Source organism: Pseudomonas parafulva (assembly GCF_000800255.1).
In the GTDB taxonomy this organism is placed as follows: domain Bacteria; phylum Pseudomonadota; class Gammaproteobacteria; order Pseudomonadales; family Pseudomonadaceae; genus Aquipseudomonas; species Aquipseudomonas boreofloridensis.
In genome coordinates, this window is record NZ_CP009747.1 from 3,291,610 (window position 1) to 3,309,079 (window position 17,470).

The 17,470-nt window shown below is 63.3% G+C and carries 15 protein-coding genes, 1 tRNA gene and 1 pseudogene; 10 read left to right on the forward strand and 7 right to left on the reverse strand.

All coding sequences use genetic code 11. The annotated features are described in order from the left end of the window. The first annotated feature begins 200 nt into the window (after positions 1-200). Positions 201-1,823, forward strand: coding sequence for an ABC-F family ATP-binding cassette domain-containing protein (locus tag NJ69_RS14265; RefSeq protein ID WP_039580112.1), 1,623 nt, complete (start codon positions 201-203; stop codon positions 1,821-1,823). A gap of 40 nt (positions 1,824-1,863) precedes the next feature. On the opposite strand, the gene NJ69_RS14270 is transcribed toward NJ69_RS14265, so the two are convergent. The 5 genes and pseudogenes from NJ69_RS14270 to NJ69_RS14290 all read right to left on the reverse strand — a co-directional run bounded on the left by NJ69_RS14270 (position 1,864) and on the right by NJ69_RS14290 (position 5,901). Then, entirely contained in the window at positions 1,864-2,253 is a 390-nt protein-coding gene (locus NJ69_RS14270; protein WP_039580115.1) for a hypothetical protein, read from the reverse strand. Next, on the reverse strand, positions 2,246-3,646 hold the full coding sequence (locus NJ69_RS14275) for a PAAR domain-containing protein (protein ID WP_039580117.1): 1,401 nt from the start codon (positions 3,644-3,646) through the stop codon (positions 2,246-2,248). The genes NJ69_RS14270 and NJ69_RS14275 overlap by 8 nt, the downstream gene beginning before the upstream one ends. A gap of 204 nt (positions 3,647-3,850) precedes the next feature. Beyond that, positions 3,851-4,803, reverse strand: a pseudogene (locus tag NJ69_RS14280) (IS5 family transposase). Between the two features lie 529 nt (positions 4,804-5,332). Continuing rightward, positions 5,333-5,408 (reverse strand) — tRNA-Thr (locus NJ69_RS14285). Between the two features lie 52 nt (positions 5,409-5,460). Next, on the reverse strand, positions 5,461-5,901 hold the full coding sequence (locus NJ69_RS14290; RefSeq protein ID WP_039580120.1) for a pilin: 441 nt from the start codon (positions 5,899-5,901) through the stop codon (positions 5,461-5,463). Between the two features lie 205 nt (positions 5,902-6,106). Between NJ69_RS14290 and NJ69_RS14295 the strand changes: the two genes are divergently transcribed. The 4 genes from NJ69_RS14295 to yacG are packed head-to-tail and all read left to right on the forward strand — an operon-like array spanning position 6,107 to position 9,000. Continuing rightward, a complete protein-coding gene (locus NJ69_RS14295; protein ID WP_039580121.1) occupies positions 6,107-7,312 on the forward strand; it encodes a type II secretion system F family protein in 1,206 nt (401 codons plus the stop codon). Position 7,313: 1 nt separating this feature from the next. Next, positions 7,314-8,180: a prepilin peptidase gene (locus tag NJ69_RS14300; protein WP_039580123.1), complete on the forward strand. Its 867-nt coding sequence runs from the start codon at positions 7,314-7,316 to the stop codon at positions 8,178-8,180. After that, positions 8,180-8,803, forward strand: coding sequence for a dephospho-CoA kinase (gene coaE / locus NJ69_RS14305; protein WP_039580126.1), 624 nt, complete (start codon positions 8,180-8,182; stop codon positions 8,801-8,803). Before NJ69_RS14300 ends, coaE begins: the two co-directional genes overlap by 1 nt. Beyond that, entirely contained in the window at positions 8,800-9,000 is a 201-nt protein-coding gene (yacG, locus tag NJ69_RS14310; RefSeq protein ID WP_029614418.1) for a DNA gyrase inhibitor YacG, read from the forward strand. Before coaE ends, yacG begins: the two co-directional genes overlap by 4 nt. A 20-nt stretch (positions 9,001-9,020) precedes the next feature. Here yacG and NJ69_RS14315 read toward each other — a convergent pair whose 3' ends face one another. Further along, complete coding sequence (locus NJ69_RS14315) at positions 9,021-9,698, reverse strand: energy-coupling factor ABC transporter permease (RefSeq protein ID WP_039580129.1); 678 nt, start codon at positions 9,696-9,698, stop codon at positions 9,021-9,023. Between the two features lie 112 nt (positions 9,699-9,810). On the opposite strand from NJ69_RS14315, the gene NJ69_RS14320 reads away from it, so the two are divergent. After that, positions 9,811-10,440: a DUF1780 domain-containing protein gene (locus NJ69_RS14320; protein ID WP_039580132.1), complete on the forward strand. Its 630-nt coding sequence runs from the start codon at positions 9,811-9,813 to the stop codon at positions 10,438-10,440. Positions 10,441-10,717: 277 nt separating this feature from the next. Beyond that, positions 10,718-12,013, forward strand: a complete 1,296-nt coding sequence (locus NJ69_RS14325) for an NAD(P)/FAD-dependent oxidoreductase (protein ID WP_039580135.1) — start codon at positions 10,718-10,720, stop codon at positions 12,011-12,013. Between the two features lie 47 nt (positions 12,014-12,060). Here the strand turns inward: NJ69_RS14325 and phnN are convergent, their stop codons facing one another. Next, positions 12,061-12,612, reverse strand: a complete 552-nt coding sequence (gene phnN / locus NJ69_RS14330; protein ID WP_039580138.1) for a phosphonate metabolism protein/1,5-bisphosphokinase (PRPP-forming) PhnN — start codon at positions 12,610-12,612, stop codon at positions 12,061-12,063. Positions 12,613-12,894: 282 nt separating this feature from the next. Here phnN and NJ69_RS14335 point away from each other — a divergent pair, with 282 nt between their 5' ends. The 3 genes from NJ69_RS14335 to NJ69_RS14345 all read left to right on the forward strand — a co-directional run bounded on the left by NJ69_RS14335 (position 12,895) and on the right by NJ69_RS14345 (position 17,469). Next, positions 12,895-15,999 (forward strand): autotransporter outer membrane beta-barrel domain-containing protein, encoded by a 3,105-nt coding sequence (locus tag NJ69_RS14335; protein ID WP_039580142.1) that lies wholly within the window; start codon positions 12,895-12,897, stop codon positions 15,997-15,999. Positions 16,000-16,093: 94 nt separating this feature from the next. Next, the gene (locus tag NJ69_RS14340; protein ID WP_052192119.1) at positions 16,094-16,711 is read left to right on the forward strand and encodes a hypothetical protein; all 618 of its coding nucleotides are present in this window, start codon (positions 16,094-16,096) and stop codon (positions 16,709-16,711) included. 77 nt (positions 16,712-16,788) lie between these two features. After that, positions 16,789-17,469, forward strand: coding sequence for a response regulator transcription factor (locus NJ69_RS14345; RefSeq protein WP_346009460.1), 681 nt, complete (start codon positions 16,789-16,791; stop codon positions 17,467-17,469). The last annotated feature ends 1 nt before the right edge of the window (position 17,470 follow it).

Here is a 17,470-nt window from a genome sequence, read left to right on the forward strand (position 1 = left end):
CTCAGACATCAACGCTATGCTGAAAACGGCGCTCAATACCCCCACGATTTTGCACACCCTCGCAGCTGCATCTAGAATTGCGCCACAACCCACATCCCGAGGTGTTCGTCATGCGCCATTGATGCCGCCGTCTTCACGACGGCCAGTCTCCACCTACCCCCACGAGCAGGGGGAGTTCTTGGCATCCATGGAAATGACTTATGACGAGCCCCTTTCTCACGCTGGAAGGCGTGTCTCATGTGCTGCCGGACGGCAGCACTTTATTCCGCGAACTCAACGAGCAATTCGACCAGCGCCCCACGGGTCTGGTCGGGCGCAATGGTGTCGGCAAGACGATGCTGGCGCGCCTACTGGCGGGACAGGTGCAGCCCACGACCGGGCGCTGCGCGCGGTCGGGCAGCGTGCATTACCTGAGCCAGCACCTATCGCTCGCGCCGAATATCACCGTTGCAGGCCTTGCCGGCGTGCAGGCCACCCTCGACGCGCTCGAACGTATCGAGGCAGGCAGCAGTGAGGTCGAAGACTTCGAGGCGGTGGGCGAGCGCTGGGACATACGCGCACGCCTGCAACACGCGCTGGACCGCGCTGGCCTGACTTATCTCGATGCCCGCACGCCTGCCAGCGCACTCAGTGGCGGCGAGGCCATGCGCGTCGCGCTGATCGGCGCCTTCTTGTCGGAGGCGGACTTCCTCATTCTGGATGAACCCAGCAATCATCTCGACCGACCTAGCCGTGAGGCACTGATCGCGCAGTTGCAGCAGTGGACGCGCGGGCTGCTGGTGGTGAGTCACGACCGCCACTTGCTGGATACAATGGCGCGAATCGTGGAGTTGTCATCCCTGGGACTGCGCAGTTATGGCGGTAACCACAATTTTTACGCGCAATGCAAAGCGCTGGAATTACAGAACGCCCAGCAGCAACTTGAACAGCGCAAGCTCGAACGTCAACGCGAAGAACGAACCTTGCAAGAACAACGCGAGCGCCTGGAACGCCGCCAGGCCCGTGGTAATCGTCGGGCTCAGGACGCTAATCAAGCCAAAGTGCTGCTGGGCCGTCAGAAAGAACGTAGCGAGGGCTCGGCAGGCAAGTTGCGTCAACAGCAGGCGGCGAGCCGCGAACGACTCACCCAGCGCGTCTGTGAGGCCGCGCAACAGGTCGAAGACAACATGGCGATCACGGTGCACGCTTTACCTGTCGCATCCCCTTCCCAGAGACGAATCGCTGAATTGGAGAACGTGGAACTTCCGTTCGTGTCGGGTGCTACTCGCACCATCAGCTTGATGTTGACCGGACAACAGCGGGTTGGCGTCGTCGGCCCCAACGGGTGCGGCAAGTCCACTTTGCTGAAAGTGCTCGCCCGGCAACTTCAGCCGTTGTCCGGGAGTTGCCAAGTGTTTGTTGAGGGCTTCTATCTAGACCAGCGGCTATCGAATCTGGCGCCGCAGCGTACGGTGCTGGAGCAGATGCTGGCGGCCAACCGCGCTGCCACCGAGGGCGTACTGCGGATGCGACTTGCGCAACTTGGGTTGGATGCACAGAAAATTACCGTGCCGAGCGGTTCGCTCAGTGGCGGGGAACGCCTGAAAGCGGCGCTGGCTTGCGTGCTCTACGCTGACCCACCTGCGCAGTTGTTGTTACTGGACGAGCCTAGTAATCATTTGGATCTGGCTTCGATTCAGGCGTTGGAGGTGATGCTGAGCGGGTATCGGGGTGCGTTGGTGGTGGTGTCGCATGATGAGGCGTTTATGGAGAGTGTTGGGTTGACGCATCGGTTGATAGCGACTGGGGAAGGCTGGGGGATGAAAGAGATGCTGAGAGCCTAGGCGCTGTCTGAACAGACTTGATACTGCGGTGGCATCAACGTTACGCTTTGATGAATCCATAGGTCACCCACATCCAAGCGAATCCAAAGGCCGTCAGCCACGCGGATATCTGTAGAGCCCACTTAAGTTTTGCAGGGAAGTTTTCCAGTTCTTCGATGTCCAGATGCCCTCGGCGCATATGTACGCCAGGCCAAATGAGTATTCCACAAAGAAACGTTATCAGCAGCCACCGAGCGCCAAAGCGGCGCGTGCCCAAAAACAGTTTCATTTGCTCCAGGCCGGGATGACTTTGGATAGCCCAGGTTGCAACAGTGAAATTTCTTGTACCCGCGATGAATGCACTGACCGCACAACCGGCCAACGCGATCACGAACGGACACGCCAGCATTATCCACTTCAGCCACACGGGCCAACTCTCGAACTCAGTCATAATGTGATTCGTAGATCAGCTCGCCCATTTGCTCACCGCCCTGCGCACCGGCGATGCTCCCAGCAAAAGCCCCTCCCCCGACCAGCGCAATGCCACATACCGGCGCCCCAAAACCCGCGGTACCCGCAGAGAACACCCCACATACAGCGAACGCAGTGATCCCAGCAATCTTGCCACCCGCGATCCCTCCCGCCAGCCCTCCAGCGAAAGCACCTGCCTCAGACAAACGAATTTTTTTGCAGGCTTCGGCTTCCCCTGCACGGCAGGCCTCCTGGACTTTCAGATAGGAAGATGTACCCCCTAAGCCAATTCCGAAATGCCCACCATACCGAAGGTACTTACCAAGCCCCGCCACTTTGTCCAAATATGTGGCGTACCCAGGAATCTGCCCTGGCCCACCGGCTTTCGACCAATGATGCACAAGGCTCTTGGTCGAGATATTCAAGCTTTTCTTCAGCCGCTCGTAGGCCCCTAAATTCAGATGTTTATTTAGAAAAGTCGCCTTCAACTGACCATCTAGCTGTTCCAATAACAGCCGTCGTTCGGCGAAAAACGATGGACTCTTCAGATGGCCATGGCGCAGAAATTCTTGCTGATGCAAACGTTCGATGTTGCCAAGTGTGCTGCGAAGCTGTCGGAGGCCGTGGTCCATCATGTCCTTACCCACGCCCATGGAGAGACTGGCGTCACTAAGCAGTCCGGCAATTTGAGCCTGATACTCCATCATGAAATCTGACTCGGCAAAATCGAGTACAGCCAAGGAACGTCGCGCGCGCTCGGCGGCTGCCATGAGTTGGCCCTCCTCCTGGGTGCAGGCATAACCGTTATCCGGATCGCCGATGACGAAGATTTCCCCTGCCTTGAACCCCTGCTCGAAAGTCGGGTTCAGGCGTTGCAGGTACGAAATGGGTAAGGTCGAATCATGGCTAGCCAGCTCCAACAGAATCTGCGGGAACGACATGCTCCGGGGCACCACATAGAATCCCGGCTGCATCTGCCCAGGCAACCCGCCAACCATGGCGGGAGAAGCCCCTGCCAAAGTGCTAGAGCTCCCAAGGCCAGCGGGTTTTAGGCTAGTGCGTACGGCAATCGGCAGCCGCGGCAGGGGCATTTCCCCTAAAGGCGCCACCACCCGGTTGGTACCCTCTGGGCAACCGCAATCAACTAACGCGCCATGCATCGCGACTGGCTGGCCATCCGAGATGAAGTGCCACACCCCTTCAACAACCTTTCCTTCCAGCCCGCAAAGTGAGCAAGGTGTGGTGGGATCCCCCATCCTCAAGACCATTCGTCCCTCGTCAAGGTAACCCTCCCCGGTGGCGATGCAGATCGCACCTGTGGTGGTCACATCACCGTCCACTGCTTGGCCAAGCCCATCCAGACTGACGCGCACTTCAGAGTTCCTTGTGAACTGTAGGAGCGGAAGAACCTAACAGCCAAGAAGGGGCAAATGAGGCCTCGAGCAGCTAGCGGGACGATTCCTACGAGTAACGCGGATTTAGGACTAGGCACGACCTAGGGAAACTCCGAACGAGTTGCTCGTCAGCCGAAAGTGGGCGGTTAAGGGATGCCGAAAAGCCCGACTTTCAGTCGCTGATTATTGGATAACCAAGGCAAAGCCTTGGTTTTCTGCCCCCACGGGGCGCACCTCTCCCGCAGCAGGCAATAATTGCCGGCGCACCATCCACAGATTCGACAGGGCAAATAGCGTGGTTAGTTGCGTCGTGTTCTTGGCCAGGCCACGGAAGCGGGTCTTCACATAACCGAATTGGCGCTTGATCACACGAAATGGATGTTCGACCTTCGCTCGCGCCTGCGCTTTGACCTTCTCGATCTTGCGTCTGGCTTTGTAGAGCTCGCTGCGTTTGCTCAAGTGCTTGTAGGTGCTAGGACGAGCCGCAATCTGCCAGATCACCGGCCTTCCTTCATGCTCCGGCCGCTTCTCCACGCCGGTATAACCCGCATCGGCACAGATAACATTTTCGTCGCCATGCAGCAGGTGAGCGACCTCCTTTACATCAGCCACATTCGCGGCTGTGCCATGGACGTGGTGCACCAGGCCCGATTCAGCATCGGCACCGATATGCGCCTTCATACCAAAGAAGTACTGGTTGCCTTTCTTCGTCTAATGCATCTCGGGATCGCGCTTGCCGTCCCTGTTCTTGGTCGAACTGGGCGCGTGAATGACGGTGGCATCGACAATGGTGCCCTGGCGCAACGACAGGCCCTTGTCTCGCAGGTAATTGTTGATGGTTTCAAGAATGCCCGCCGCCAGTTGGTGCTTCTCCAGCAGGTGCCGGAAATTCATGATGGTCGTGTCTTCGGGGATCGGAGCGCTGAGCGTCAGACGAGCAAACTGGCGCATCGAAGTGATCTCGTACAGCGCCTCTTCCATTGCTGGGTCGCTCAACGAGAACCAGTTCTGCAGCAGGTGAATGCGCAGCATGGTTTCCAGGGATACGGCTTGCGACCACCGCCGGCCTTTAGGTAATGCGGCTCAGTTAACGCCACCAAACCGCTCCACGGAACTACCTGCTCCATCTCGGCCAGGAAACGCTCGCGGCGGGTTTGCTTGCGCTAACCGGCGTGCTCGAAATCGGAAAAGCTCATCTGACTCATGGAATGGCGGGCTTGTAGAGGGCAGTTGGACGGAGGGCTGTTTCAGCACAGGTCATGTGGCCTGTGCTGACTTGATCGGAGAATCCTTAGGTCTTCCCAAACTCAACGTTAGCCAAGAACCACGATGACCACCCTCTTTCGCCCGCTGGGCGCCTTCGGTTGGTTCAGTTACACCACTTCTCGGGACACGATCTAAACGGGAGGTAAAAATCGTCACTATCGAAAAGCTTGTAGGGGCGGTCAGTAGGCCTGGCCGAACGGCAGGCGGTGTCGGTCAGGGGAGCAGTAGTACGAGCCATAAGGGTAAACCCCTTTCTCGAATCGACTTTATCCCAAACGTTACCCCTAAATCGGCCGACATCTGTCGAAACCCAACGGAACGCCATAACGAAAAAACCCGCCAGAAGGCGGGTTTTACGGGGGTTCCAGAGATTTTGGTAGCCTTCGCTGGAACCTGAACTGGTGCCGGAGACAGGAATCGAACCTGCGACCTTCGCGTTACGAGTGCGCTGCTCTACCGACTGAGCTACACCGGCGTGTGCGCAACGCTACCACTGCCGTGCGCGTTACGCAAACCTCTGTTTCGCCTCACTTATTCCCCTGCCCCTCGCCCTGCCCCGGCAACCCGGCGCAACCGCTCGGCGCGAGGTCGCTTTCCAGGTCCGTACTGCATGCCCAGCCCGTGGCCGAACGGGTCAGCGTCAGCCGTTTGCCCAGCACGTTGGCGGGTGCATCGAGCAGGGTGCAGACGATGCTTCCGGTGCCCGCCGCCGCCGTGCCGCTGGCGAGGATGGCGCAGTGCGCGGTGCTGGCCTGTCCGCCGAGGCTGGCGGCGTCGGTCACGTCCTTGCCTTCGTTCAAACGCAGATCCATCGGGGTCTTGAGGGCGGAGATTTCCAGCAACCCGGCGGCCGCTTTACCGCGGGCCTGGTGGTTGGTGTACATGGGGATGGCGATGGTGGCGAGGATGCCGATGATCGCTACGACGATCATCAGTTCGATGAGGGTGATGCCGCGTTGCCCTTTCATAACAGGTTCCTTGTCGATTCGGTCTGGCCGCGACCTGGGGTCGGGGGCCGGCTGGCGCGCAGTAGAGCCCAATGGACACCTTTTGTCACCCCTGCGCGGTGGGACGTCATGTCCGCTGACCTACTCTAGTGAGCGTCTGTAATTTCTGCCCTGGGAAGGGCGTGGCGAGCTGTTACCGGGCTTGTCGGTGGCCAAGGAGGCTGTGATGGGGGCGATGCGGTGGTATGCGTGGGAAGGGGCGGATGCGCACGGGGCGCGGCTGACGGGTCGGGTGCAGGGGCGCAGTCCAGCGTATGTGCGGGCGGGGTTGCTGCGCCAGGGTATTCAGGCGGCGCGGGTGTGGCCGGCGAGCGAGGTGGGCTGGCGGTTGCCGGGGCGGCGCGAGGGGGTGGATGCGCCGGGGTTTTCGCGGCAGTTGGCGACGCTGCTGAAGGCGGGAGTGCCGTTGTTGCAGGCGTTCGAGGTGATGGGGCGCAGTGGCGCGGATGCGGCGATGGTGGCGCTGTTGGGGCGGGTGCAGCAGGAGGTGGCGGCGGGGTTGAGTTTGGCGCAGGCGTTGCAGCGTCAGCCGCGGGGCTTCGATGGGTTGTACTGCAACCTGGTGCGGGTGGGTGAGCAGTCGGGGACGCTGGATCGGCAACTGGAACAGTTGGCGGACATGCTCGAACGGCGTCAGGCGCTCAAGCGGCGGGTGCGCAAGGCGATGCTGTATCCGTTGATCCTGCTGCTGACCGGGCTGGCGGTGGCGGCCTTGTTGTTGCTGGAGGTGGTGCCGCGCTTCGAGGGGATGTTCACGGGGGTGGGCAAGGAGCTGCCGGTGTTCACGCAGTGGGTGATCGATGTGTCCGACGGGTTGGGTCGGCATCTGCTGATGATACTGACGGTGTTGGGGATAACCGGGGTGGGCTGTGTGCAACTGTACCGTGGGCATCTGCCGACGCGGCTGTGGATGATTCGTCAGGCGCTGCGGCTGCCGGTGTTCGGGCGGCTGCTCAGCCATGCGGCGCTGGCGCGCTTCGCGCGCAGTCTGGCGACGGCCTATGGCGCGGGGGTGGCGTTGCTCGATGCGCTGCACACGGTGGCGCCGGCGTGTGGCGATGCGCTGCACGAGCGGGCGGTCGGGCAGTTGCGTCAGGGCATGGCCAATGGTTTGGGGCTGCACCAGGCGATGGCGCTGGAGCCGCTGTTCGCGCCGCTGCTGGTGCAGTTGACAGCCATTGGCGAATCCAGCGGCACGCTGGACGCGATGCTGGACAAGGCGGCCTGTCATTACGAGGAACAGGTGGGTCTGGTATTGGAACAGTTGACCAGCCTGCTGGAGCCGGCCATCGTGCTGATCCTCGGCGTGCTGGTGGGTGGCCTGGTGGTGGCCATGTACTTGCCGATCTTCCAGTTGGGTAGCCTGATCTGACATGAACCTGTGGATATTGCTTGTCGACCAGCCGGGACTGTTCTTGGCCGGAGCGGCGCTGCTTGGCCTGCTGGTGGGCAGTTTTCTCAATGTGCTGGTACTGCGGTTGCCAGTGATGCTGGAGCGCCAGTGGCAGAAGGAGGCGCGTGAGGTGCTGGGCCTGGGCCAAGTGTCCTACCCGCGTTTCGACCTGTGCCTGCCTGCGTCGCACTGCCCGGCGTGCCAGCATCGGATTCGGCCGTGGGAAAACATTCCGCTGCTCAGTTACCTGTTGTTGCGCGGGCGCTGCTCGGCGTGCCGGGGGCGGATCAGTCTGCGCTATCCGTTGGTGGAACTGAGTTGCGCGCTGTTGTCGTGGCTGGTGGCGTGGCATTTCGGCGTGAGCGAGCAGGCGCTGCTGGGCCTGCTGCTGACCTGGTGCCTGCTGGCCCTGAGCCTGATCGATGCGGACCATCAGTTGCTGCCGGACGTACTGGTGCTGCCGACCCTGTGGCTGGGCCTGGTGATCAATGCGTTCGGGGTGTTCGTGCCGTTGGCCGATGCGCTGTGGGGGGCGGTGCTCGGTTACCTGAGCCTGTGGTCGGTGTACTGGGTGTTCCGGCTGATCACCGGCAAGGAAGGCTTGGGCTACGGCGACTTCAAACTGCTGGCGCTGCTCGGGGCCTGGGGCGGCTGGCAGGTGCTGCCGCTGACCTTGCTGCTGGCCTCGTTGGTGGGGGCGCTGGTCGGTGTGTGTGTGCTGAAGATCAAGAAGGCCTCGTTGCAGACCACACTGCCGTTTGGACCTTATCTGGCCATCGCGGGGTGGATCGCCTGGCTCTGGGGTGATGAAATACACGCTTCCTACCTGCAACTGTTTGGATACTGATGACCACTGCAGCCTTCACCCCTTGGATTCTCGGCCTCACCGGCGGCATCGGCAGCGGCAAGAGTGCGGCGGCCGAACGCTTCGTCGAGCTCGGCGTGCACTTGGTGGACGCCGACCAGGCCGCGCGCTGGGTGGTGGAACCGGGCCGGCCGGCCCTGGCCAGCATCGTCGAGCGCTTCGGTGCGAGGGTCTTGCTGGAGGACGGTACGCTGAACCGCTCGGCGTTGCGCGAGCGCATCTTCAGCGACCCCACGCAGCGGCGCTGGCTCGAACAGTTGCTGCATCCGCTGATTGGCCAGGAGATCTTCAGCTACCTGGCCAAAGCGCAATCGCCCTACGCGGTGTATGTCTCGCCGCTGCTGATCGAATCCGGCCAGTACCAGAAAACCCAACGCATCCTGGTGATCGACGTGCCGCAAAGCGTGCAGATCGCTCGCACGCTGCAACGCGACGACACCAGCGAAGCCCAGGTGCAGGCGATCCTGGCAGCGCAGCTGTCGCGCGAGGAACGTCTGCGCCATGCCGACGATGTGGTGGTCAACGACCGCGACCTGCCGTGGCTGCATCAGCAGATCGATCAGTTGCATGCCTTTTACCTGACTTTACGAGGAGGCCAGCCTTGAGCCAGCCAATGACCGTCGATTGCCCCACCTGTGGCGCCCCCGTTGAATGGAGCGCGAACAGCCCGAACCGGCCGTTCTGCTCGGACCGCTGCAAGTTGATCGACCTGGGCGCCTGGGCGGCCGAAGAGCACAAGATTCCGGCGGCACCGGAGTCCGAAGACGAACTGTATTCGGGGGATCTTGAACCCCGGCATTGAGCGCGGCGAGCTCAACGCCGTCAGTCTTCCTTCCACGGCGCCTGCAAGTAGCGGGTGCGGTTGAAGGTTTCCAGCCACTCGGGACAGAACACCACCAACGCGCTGATGACGGTACCGTTGATGAAGGCCTCGGGGAACATCATCAGCCACAGGTAGCCGATGAAGTCGCCGAGCCATTCGGGCATGGCGAACAGGCCATCCAGCCACAGCAGCGCCATGCCTGCCAGCAGGCACACCAGGGTTGCCAGGGCGGCGGCGAAGAAGCCGGAGCAGAAAATGTAGACGAACAGGTTGCGTGGCTGGGCCCGTTCGACCCGCGTGGCGCAGGCTTCGGTGACCAGCACGGGCAAGGCCACGATCAGCAGGCCGTTGATGCCCAGGGCGGCGAGGTCCTGGCGCCCCAGGGCGAGCAGGCCGAGCTGCGCCAGGCAGCCGCCGAGCACGGCCAGCGGCCAATCCAGCAGCAGCGTCACGGCGGTCATGCCGAGGAAATGGTAGGACACGCCCGAGTCGAAATCGCGCCGCACCATCCACAGCGCAAACAGCGCGAGCACCGTGCCGAACAGCAGGTGCTGGCGGCGCGGGTCGCTGAACAGCTCGACCCAGCGGGTGCGGCTGGCGGCCCACAGCAGCAGCGGTGCGTAGGCCAGCCAACCGAGGGTCAGGCTGGTGCTGGACAGGACCTGGGCGCTGATCATGACGACCTCGCATCGGTGGCGGATGCTGCCGAGTCTACACCCGACGCCGGTTCGCGAATCTTGCGTGAAGACAAGACCTTATCCTTCACAATTGCAGACTAAGCTTGTTGCCATGGATGACTCAGATTACCTGCGCCTGCTTACCATCCAGGCCGAACAAGCCAATGCCTTCCTGTCCAATGCCCGCAAATGGGAGCGTGAGCGTTGGGTCTGCCAGCGCCTGCTGCAAGGGCTGAACATCCCCTACCGCAGCGAAGACTTCACCCCGGCCGGCCAGGAGCCACCGGACGTGCTGTTTCGCGATGCGGCCTTCGAAGTGTTCTTCGTGCTCGACCAGGGCCGCCGGCTCAACGACGAATGGCGCGAGGAACTGCAGCGTCGGCGCAGCGCGTTTTCGCTGGCGCAACTGGTGCGTCGCGAGGCGCGCCCACGGCGCATCAGCGCTCAGGAGCTGATCGGCCGCCTGGGGCCGACGCTGGGCAAGAAAGCGCGCAATTACCGCGAGCGCGGGCTGGACCTGGGCGAGCTGGACATCATCGCCTTCGCCAGCCTCAAGCGCGAAGTGCTCGACCTCAACAGCCACTTCCCGCCGCCCACCGAGTACCTGCGCCAGGGCTGGCGCTCGTTGTCGCTGGTGGGACCGACCTTCGCCCGGGTACTGTTCGCTCATCCGGACGCGCCGGATTTCCTGCGCGCCAACCTGGGCCGCAGCATCGTGTTCGACGTCGGCATCAGCCTTTGATCGGGTCCCGTGTGACGTGGCAATGACGTACACTCGGCGGCGCAGATGAAAGGTATTATCATTCGTTTCAACTTCTTTCCAAGGCTGTAGGAAACGTTGTACCGCGCCTGCACTCCAAGACGTCTACTCCACGACGCGCCGTCCTGCCCCGGACGCCGCCCGTCGAGCTGCCCGCCACGTGGACCGGTGCTATGAGCTGCCTTGCGCTCGCCCTCCCCTGTGTCGAAGCGGCCGGACCTCGTGTCCCCGAATTCCGTAAAACTTGTGAGATATCCCCATGACTCATCGCATCGTGATTGTCGGCGGCGGCGCCGGCGGCGTGGAACTGGCAACCCGCCTGGGCAAGAGCCTGGGCAAGGGCAAGCGCGCCGAGATCACCCTGGTCGACGCCAACCTGACGCACATCTGGAAACCGTTGCTGCACGAAGTGGCCGCCGGTTCGCTCAATTCCTCTGAAGACGAGCTCAACTACGTGGCCCAGGCCAAGTGGAATCACTTCAACTTCCAGCTCGGGCGCATGAGCGGCCTGGACCGTGAAGGCAAGCGCATCCAGCTGGCCGCCACCCTCGACGAAGAAGGCCGCGAGTTGCTGCCGGCGCGCACCCTGGGCTATGACACCCTGGTGATCGCCGTAGGCAGCAACACCAACGACTTCGGCACCCTGGGCGCGGCGCAGCACTGCCTGTTCCTCGACAGCCGCAAGCAGGCCGAGCGCTTCCACCAGCAACTGCTCAACCATTATCTGCGCGCCCACGCCGGCGACACCGCCAGCGAGAAGATCAGCGTGGCCATCGTCGGCGCCGGTGCCACCGGCGTGGAACTGGCGGCCGAGCTGCACAACGCGGCCCACGAGCTGGCGGCCTATGGCCTGGACCGTATCCGTCCGGAAGATATGCACATCACCCTGATCGAGGCCGGCCCGCGCGTACTGCCGGCGCTGCCCGAGCGCATCAGCCAGCCGGTGCACAAGACCCTGGAAAAACTCGGGGTGACGGTGATGACCAACGCGGCCGTCAGCGAGGTGACCGAGGACGGCCTGAAGACCGCCAGCGGCGAGGTGATCCAGGCGAGCCTGAAGGTGTGGGCGGCGGGCATTCGCGCGCCGGGCTTCCTCAAGGACATCGATGGCCTGGAGACCAACCGCATCAACCAGTTGGTGGTGCGTCCGACCCTGCAGACCACCCGCGACGACGACATCTTCGCCTTCGGCGACTGCGCCGCCTGCCCGCAGCCGGGCAGCGACCGCAACGTGCCGCCGCGCGCCCAGGCGGCGCACCAGCAGGCGTCGCTGCTGGCCAAGAGCCTGAAGGCTCGGCTGGAGAACAAGCCGTTGGCCACCTACACCTACAAGGACTACGGCTCGCTGGTCTCGCTGTCGCGGTTCTCGGCGGTGGGCAACCTGATGGGCAACCTCACCGGCAGCGTGATGCTCGAAGGTTGGCTGGCGCGGATGTTCTACGTGTCGCTCTACCGCATGCACCAGATGGCGCTGTACGGTGTGTTCCGCACAGCCATGCTGATGCTGGGCAGCAAGATCGGCCGCGGCACCGAGCCGCGCTTGAAGCTGCACTGAGTCGATCGGGGGAGCCGCTTCAAGCGCTCCCCCGAAACCTTGCCCGACTATCGCTGCAGATGGGCGAGCAGCCGCGCCACCGTCTCAGCCAGCGGCCCTGAGTTATCCAGCAGCAACAAACGGGGGTCGGCCTCGCGCGCTTCGCTGGCGAAACGGGCGTTGCGCGCCAGGCGCGCCTCCACTTCCTCCGGGGTTTCCCGACCGCGCGCCAGCAGCCGCTGACGCAACACGTCCTGCGCCACACTGAGCAACACCAGCTGCAACTGTGGATAACGCAGCCGGGCCTGGGCCAGGTGCCCGCGTGAGCCGTTCACCAGCACGTCGTGCCCTTGCTCGAGCCATTGGTCGATGATCCGTGGAATCCCGTACTGCAACCCGTTGGCCTGCCAATGCAAGGCAAAAGCGCCCTCCTCGCGCATCTGCTCGAACTGCGCCGCGCTGACCGCCATGGCGGCCTCGCCGGTGGCCTCGGCCGAGCGAGTGATGACGCGCCGGGCGATGCACGCGCCCTTGGCCGTCAACTGTTCGCGAGCCGCGTCCAGCAGGCTGTCCTTGCCTGAACCGGACGGCCCGATGAGGTAGATCAACCTGCCTGCCATCGCCTTCCCCTTTACCTTCGACCCACTGCGCCAGCGTGACAGGGCGTCATGACCGAATTGTCGCAGTGTGCGCGGCAGATCGCGACCTGCACCCCGACATCGGGCTACAGCCCTTGATGTGCGCGGCGTCACGTTCTGCAAGACGCTAGCACATGCGTACTATTTTCAGCGCGCCGAGCGCTCCGGATACTCCCCCTGTTAACACGTCGCACCTATGGAACGCCAAGGCCTTGATGGCCGGCAGCCACTAGCGTGGCCTCTAATGGAGTATCTGGAGTCGCTATGAACCCCCTATTCAAACTCTCCCCGCTCGCGTTCGCGATCACGCTCAGCGTGCTCCCGAATGCCCAGGCGGCGGACTACAACATCAACAGTGGGCAGGAAACCTGGAGTAGCGATCGCGGCATCGATGGCGCGATTTCGCTTCGCCCCAGTAACGGCACCCCAGCCGGCCTGACCATCAACAACGGTGCCCAGGTCGTCAGCAAAGGCGGACGAATCGGCGGCTCATCGACCAACAGCGAAGCCAACACGGCCATGGCCACCGTCGTGGTCGAAGGCGCCGGCACCCGCTGGGTCGTGCCACGCACCAACGCGGTGCTGGATAACGCCATCGTCATAGGCGGTGCGGGCCAGGGGACGCTGAACGTGCTCGACGGCGGCCAGGTGTCGGTGCGCGATCTCCAGCTCAGCGACAACGGTAACGCCGGCAACGGTTTGTCCCGGGCGAACCTGTTGGTCAGCGGCCAGAACGCCAAGGTGGATGCGGTCAACGTGACCTCCGGCGGCGTCTTCATCTACGACTCGCGCATCAACCTGCAGAACGGCGGCCAGCTCGCCAGCGAACGCGTCGCCATCGACTCGATCAGCACCCTGACCGGCGCCGGCACGCGTTGGGACAATACCGGCACCTTCAAGAACCGCAACGACCTCAGCCTGAGCGACGGCGCCGTATTGACCAGCGACTCCATGGAACTGGGCGCAGCCAGCATCGGCCGCAACACCGTGGTCAGCGTTTCCGGCGAAGGCACGCGCCTGGCCACCCGTGCGCTGACCCTGGGCACCACCACCCGCAGCACCAACATGATGCTGGCCAATGGCGCCGAGCTGAGCAGCACCGACGGCATCGACATCAGCGTGCTGACCAGCATCAACTCTGCGGCCCGTGGCGCCTTGAGCATCGGTGGCGCCGTGGTGCGCGACGACGACCGCACCGACATCGACTCGATCACCGCCAGCGCCGCCCAGGCCGCCGGTCGCCTCGACCCGCAGACGGCGATCCGCTTCGGTGCCGGCAGCGGCGCGCTGGCCTTCAACCATACCGACAGCGACCTGCAACTGAGCAACAGCATCAGCGGCGCGGGCCGGGTCTACTCGTTCAGCGGCAACACCACCCTGAGCGGCGACCTCACCGGGCTGTCCGGCAGCACCGTGGTACGTGGCGGTCGCTTGGTGCTGGCCGGCGACGTCGACCAGACCAACCCGCGCGGCACCTCGCTGCTGAGCGTGGGCAACGGCACCTTGGTGGTCAACGGCACCGTCGGCCACACCGACGCCTCCGGCAACTACAGCAACCGCGCCCAGGTGCTGGACGGCGGTGTACTGGCCGGTCGCGGCCAGGTCGGCAGCACCCAAGTGGCTTCCGGCGGTACCCTGTCGCCAGGTGAAGGCGCACTGGGCAACCTGTCGATCAAAGGCGACCTGGACATGGCGGCGGGCTCGCGTTACGCGGCGGACATCGCCGGCGATGGCGGCTCTGACCAGGTCAACGTCAGCGGCACCGCCACCCTGCGTGGCACCCGCGTGGACGTCACCACGCTCAACGAAGCGCAGAGCTACCAGAACGGCCAGACCTACACCTTGCTCACCGCCCAAGGCGGCGTGGTCGACGGTGCGGCGGCCGGCACGGCTTACGCGCAAGCCTTCAGCAACTCGGCCTTCCTCGACGTCAGCCTGCAGCGCACGGCCAACGCCCTGAACCTGACCATCGCGCAGAAGACCACCACGCCGCCGGTAGAGCCGCCCGTCGAGCCACCTGTGCAGCCGCCGGTCGAGCCGCCCGTAGAGCCACCGGTTCAGCCTCCGGTCGAGCCACCCGTAGAGCCACCGGTTCAGCCTCCGGTCGAGCCACCCGTAGAGCCGCCGGTTCAGCCCCCGGTCGAGCCACCCGTAGAGCCGCCGGTTCAGCCCCCGGTCGAGCCACCCGTCCAACCGCCTGTGCAGCCTCCGGTCGAGCCACCGGCAACCGGCGGCACGCCAGGCATCTTCCAGACCGTGGCGCTCACCGAGAACCAGTGGAACACCGCCGGAGCCCTGAGCGTGCTGCAGCAGAGCGGTGATCCGCTGCGCCTGTACAACAACTTGCTGGTGCTCGATGCCGCCAGCGCGCGCAACGCCATCGATCAGCTCTCCGGCGACTACCACAGCAGCACCGGTACCGCGCTGATCGCCAACAGCCAGGTGGTGTCCGGCGTACTGGGCTCGCGCCTGCGCACGCTGCTCGACAGCAACACCGTGCGCATGCCGCTCGGCGCCTCGAGCTTCATGCCCGCCGCACCCGACTACCAGGGCGGCGCCTGGGCCCAGACCTTCGGCAACTGGTCGCGCCTGGACGGCAACAACGGCTCCAGCGGCCTGCGCCAGCGCACCGGCGGTGTGCTGATCGGTGCCGACGGCAGCATCACCCAGGACTGGCGCGCGGGCGTCTACGGGGGCTACAGCCGCTCGAAGTTCGATGCTGACGACCGCGACGCCAAGGGCAACAGCGACAACTACCACCTGGGTCTGTACACCGGTGCCCAGCTCGATGCCCTGCGTCTGAGTGCGGATGTCGGCTACACCTGGCACAAGCTCGACAGCGAGCGCAACGTGGGCTTCGCCGGGTTCAACGACCACCTCAAGGGCAAGCGCGACGCCAATACCCTGCAAGCCAGTGGCGAGGCGGCTTACCGCATCGGCCTGGGCGCAGTGGCCTTGGAACCGTTCGTAGGCGTGTCCTACGTGAAGTACGACGCCGACAGCTTCCGCGAAAAAGGCGGTGCCGCGGCGCTGGACGTGTCCAGCGAGAAACAGGACACCTGGTTCTCGACCGTGGGCATGCGCGCCTCCACCCATACCCGCGTGGCCAACCGCGACACCCAGGTGTATGGCTCGCTCGGCTGGCGCCGCGCCTATGGCGACCTGGACCCACGCAACGAGCAGTCCTTCGCGGGCGGTCCTGACTTCGAAGTGCAGGGCATCGCCCAGACACGCAACGTGGCACTGACCGAAGTGGGCGCGAAGATGCGTCTGACCCGCCAGACCGACCTGGACCTGTCGTACCAGGGCCAGTTCGGTTCGGACACCCGCTTCCACTCGGTGAATGCGGGCATCACGGTTCGCTTCTAAACGTACTGCGGTGGCCTGCACCGGCCACCGTTCACCCGCGCGGACCTGCTGCTGGGCGACAGCAGCAGGTCCGCGCGCCTTCAAGAGAATCTTCATGAAAACAGCATGCTCGACCGCCCTGGCGCTGGTCATCGGCCTGGGCCTGATCGCCGGTGATCCAGCCCACGCCAGCACTGACGCCCAGGCAACCGCCAAAACCCAGGCGTTCGATGTCTCGCAGTTGCCGGTCTCGACCGTGTCCCTGGGCGCTTTCCCCTACATCGCCCTGCCTGACGGCTACACCACCGGCAGCACACCGGAGGTGTCCGAGTTCGATCAGATTCCGTTCTGGACCGGCGATCGGCTGGAACCGGTGGAGGGGCGCGTCTGGTCGGCAAACATCACCAATAGCGAAGGCAAGACCTTCTCCGACCTCGAACTGGCACGCAATGTCGAAGCCGTGGTGAAGGCATTGGGCGGCCAGAAGATTTTCGACGGCACCCTGACGCGAGAAACCACTGACGCACTGCAAAACTGGCCGCGCCATTTCGCCGAGAAGTACAACAGCGGCCTGGGCGATGTCTGGAACGACCCAGCGCACGTGTTCGTCATCCATCGGGAAGATCGAGACATCTGGGTACACCTGTGCGCTTACGCCTTCGGCGCCGGACTGTTGATCGTCGAGAGCAAACCGCTGGCAATCACTGCACGGCCGCAACCAGCAACCCCATGAAGAGCCTGCTGGAAACCTTCGCCTAGCACACCTGTACTAGCCCACGTGCGCTATTTCTAATGCGGTATGAGTTCGACATGATCATGCCTCTTCATATTTGTGCTGAACGGATTCCACGTCCTCAAATGACTTGCCAAATAATTGTGGCAGATGAACATCCGCTATACCGCGAGGGGATGATTGGGCTACTGAAATGCTTGCTACCGGATGCACACATCAGCCAGGCCGGAAACTTCGAACAGGTTCGGTTACTGCTCGGCAATCTGCCTTCGGCCGACATGTTGATGATCGAACTGCGCCTGCCCGGCCTGGCGTCCATCGCCGAACTCGCGAAGTTGCGCGAGAACACGGAAAGTTCGCTGATCATTATTGTGATGTCGGCCCTGGAAGATCCCGAACTGGTCGAACTGGTTGTGCAAACGGGGGTGAATGGATTCATCGGCAAAAGTTGCTGCGCCGAACAAGTGCGCAAGACACTCGGGGAAATCCGCAAAGGCAAGGTGGTGGTCAGTTGCCAGGCGATTGAAGCGGCCGCCTTCGACAGCGATGACCCGGTGTGCCGGCTGACCGCCCGGCAACGTGAAGTCTGGCATCTGGTCGCCCAGGGCAAGACCAACAAGGAAATTGCCGCCGCCCTGGACATCTCCCCCTACACCGTGCGCGTGCACGTATCGTCGTTGATACGCGCGCTGAACGTGCCCAATCGCGCCGTGGCCGCAGCCCGCTTCGCCGGTCTTTACGCCGGACAGCCACTGTAGA

Bases quoted from the DNA above. Each gene is read 5' to 3' on its own strand.
- NJ69_RS14265 (WP_039580112.1), top strand. From the start codon at position 201: ATGACGAGCCCCTTTCTCACGCTGGAAGGCGTGTCTCATGTGCTGCCG.
- NJ69_RS14270 (WP_039580115.1), bottom strand. From the start codon at position 2,253: ATGACTGAGTTCGAGAGTTGGCCCGTGTGGCTGAAGTGGATAATGCTG.
- NJ69_RS14290 (WP_039580120.1), bottom strand. From the start codon at position 5,901: ATGAAAGGGCAACGCGGCATCACCCTCATCGAACTGATGATCGTCGTA.
- NJ69_RS14295 (WP_039580121.1), top strand. From the start codon at position 6,107: ATGGGGGCGATGCGGTGGTATGCGTGGGAAGGGGCGGATGCGCACGGG.
- NJ69_RS14300 (WP_039580123.1), top strand. From the start codon at position 7,314: ATGAACCTGTGGATATTGCTTGTCGACCAGCCGGGACTGTTCTTGGCC.
- coaE (WP_039580126.1), top strand. From the start codon at position 8,180: ATGACCACTGCAGCCTTCACCCCTTGGATTCTCGGCCTCACCGGCGGC.
- NJ69_RS14315 (WP_039580129.1), bottom strand. From the start codon at position 9,698: ATGATCAGCGCCCAGGTCCTGTCCAGCACCAGCCTGACCCTCGGTTGG.
- NJ69_RS14320 (WP_039580132.1), top strand. From the start codon at position 9,811: ATGGATGACTCAGATTACCTGCGCCTGCTTACCATCCAGGCCGAACAA.
- NJ69_RS14325 (WP_039580135.1), top strand. From the start codon at position 10,718: ATGACTCATCGCATCGTGATTGTCGGCGGCGGCGCCGGCGGCGTGGAA.
- phnN (WP_039580138.1), bottom strand. From the start codon at position 12,612: ATGGCAGGCAGGTTGATCTACCTCATCGGGCCGTCCGGTTCAGGCAAG.
- NJ69_RS14335 (WP_039580142.1), top strand. From the start codon at position 12,895: ATGAACCCCCTATTCAAACTCTCCCCGCTCGCGTTCGCGATCACGCTC.
- NJ69_RS14340 (WP_052192119.1), top strand. From the start codon at position 16,094: ATGAAAACAGCATGCTCGACCGCCCTGGCGCTGGTCATCGGCCTGGGC.
- NJ69_RS14345 (WP_346009460.1), top strand. From the start codon at position 16,789: ATGATCATGCCTCTTCATATTTGTGCTGAACGGATTCCACGTCCTCAA.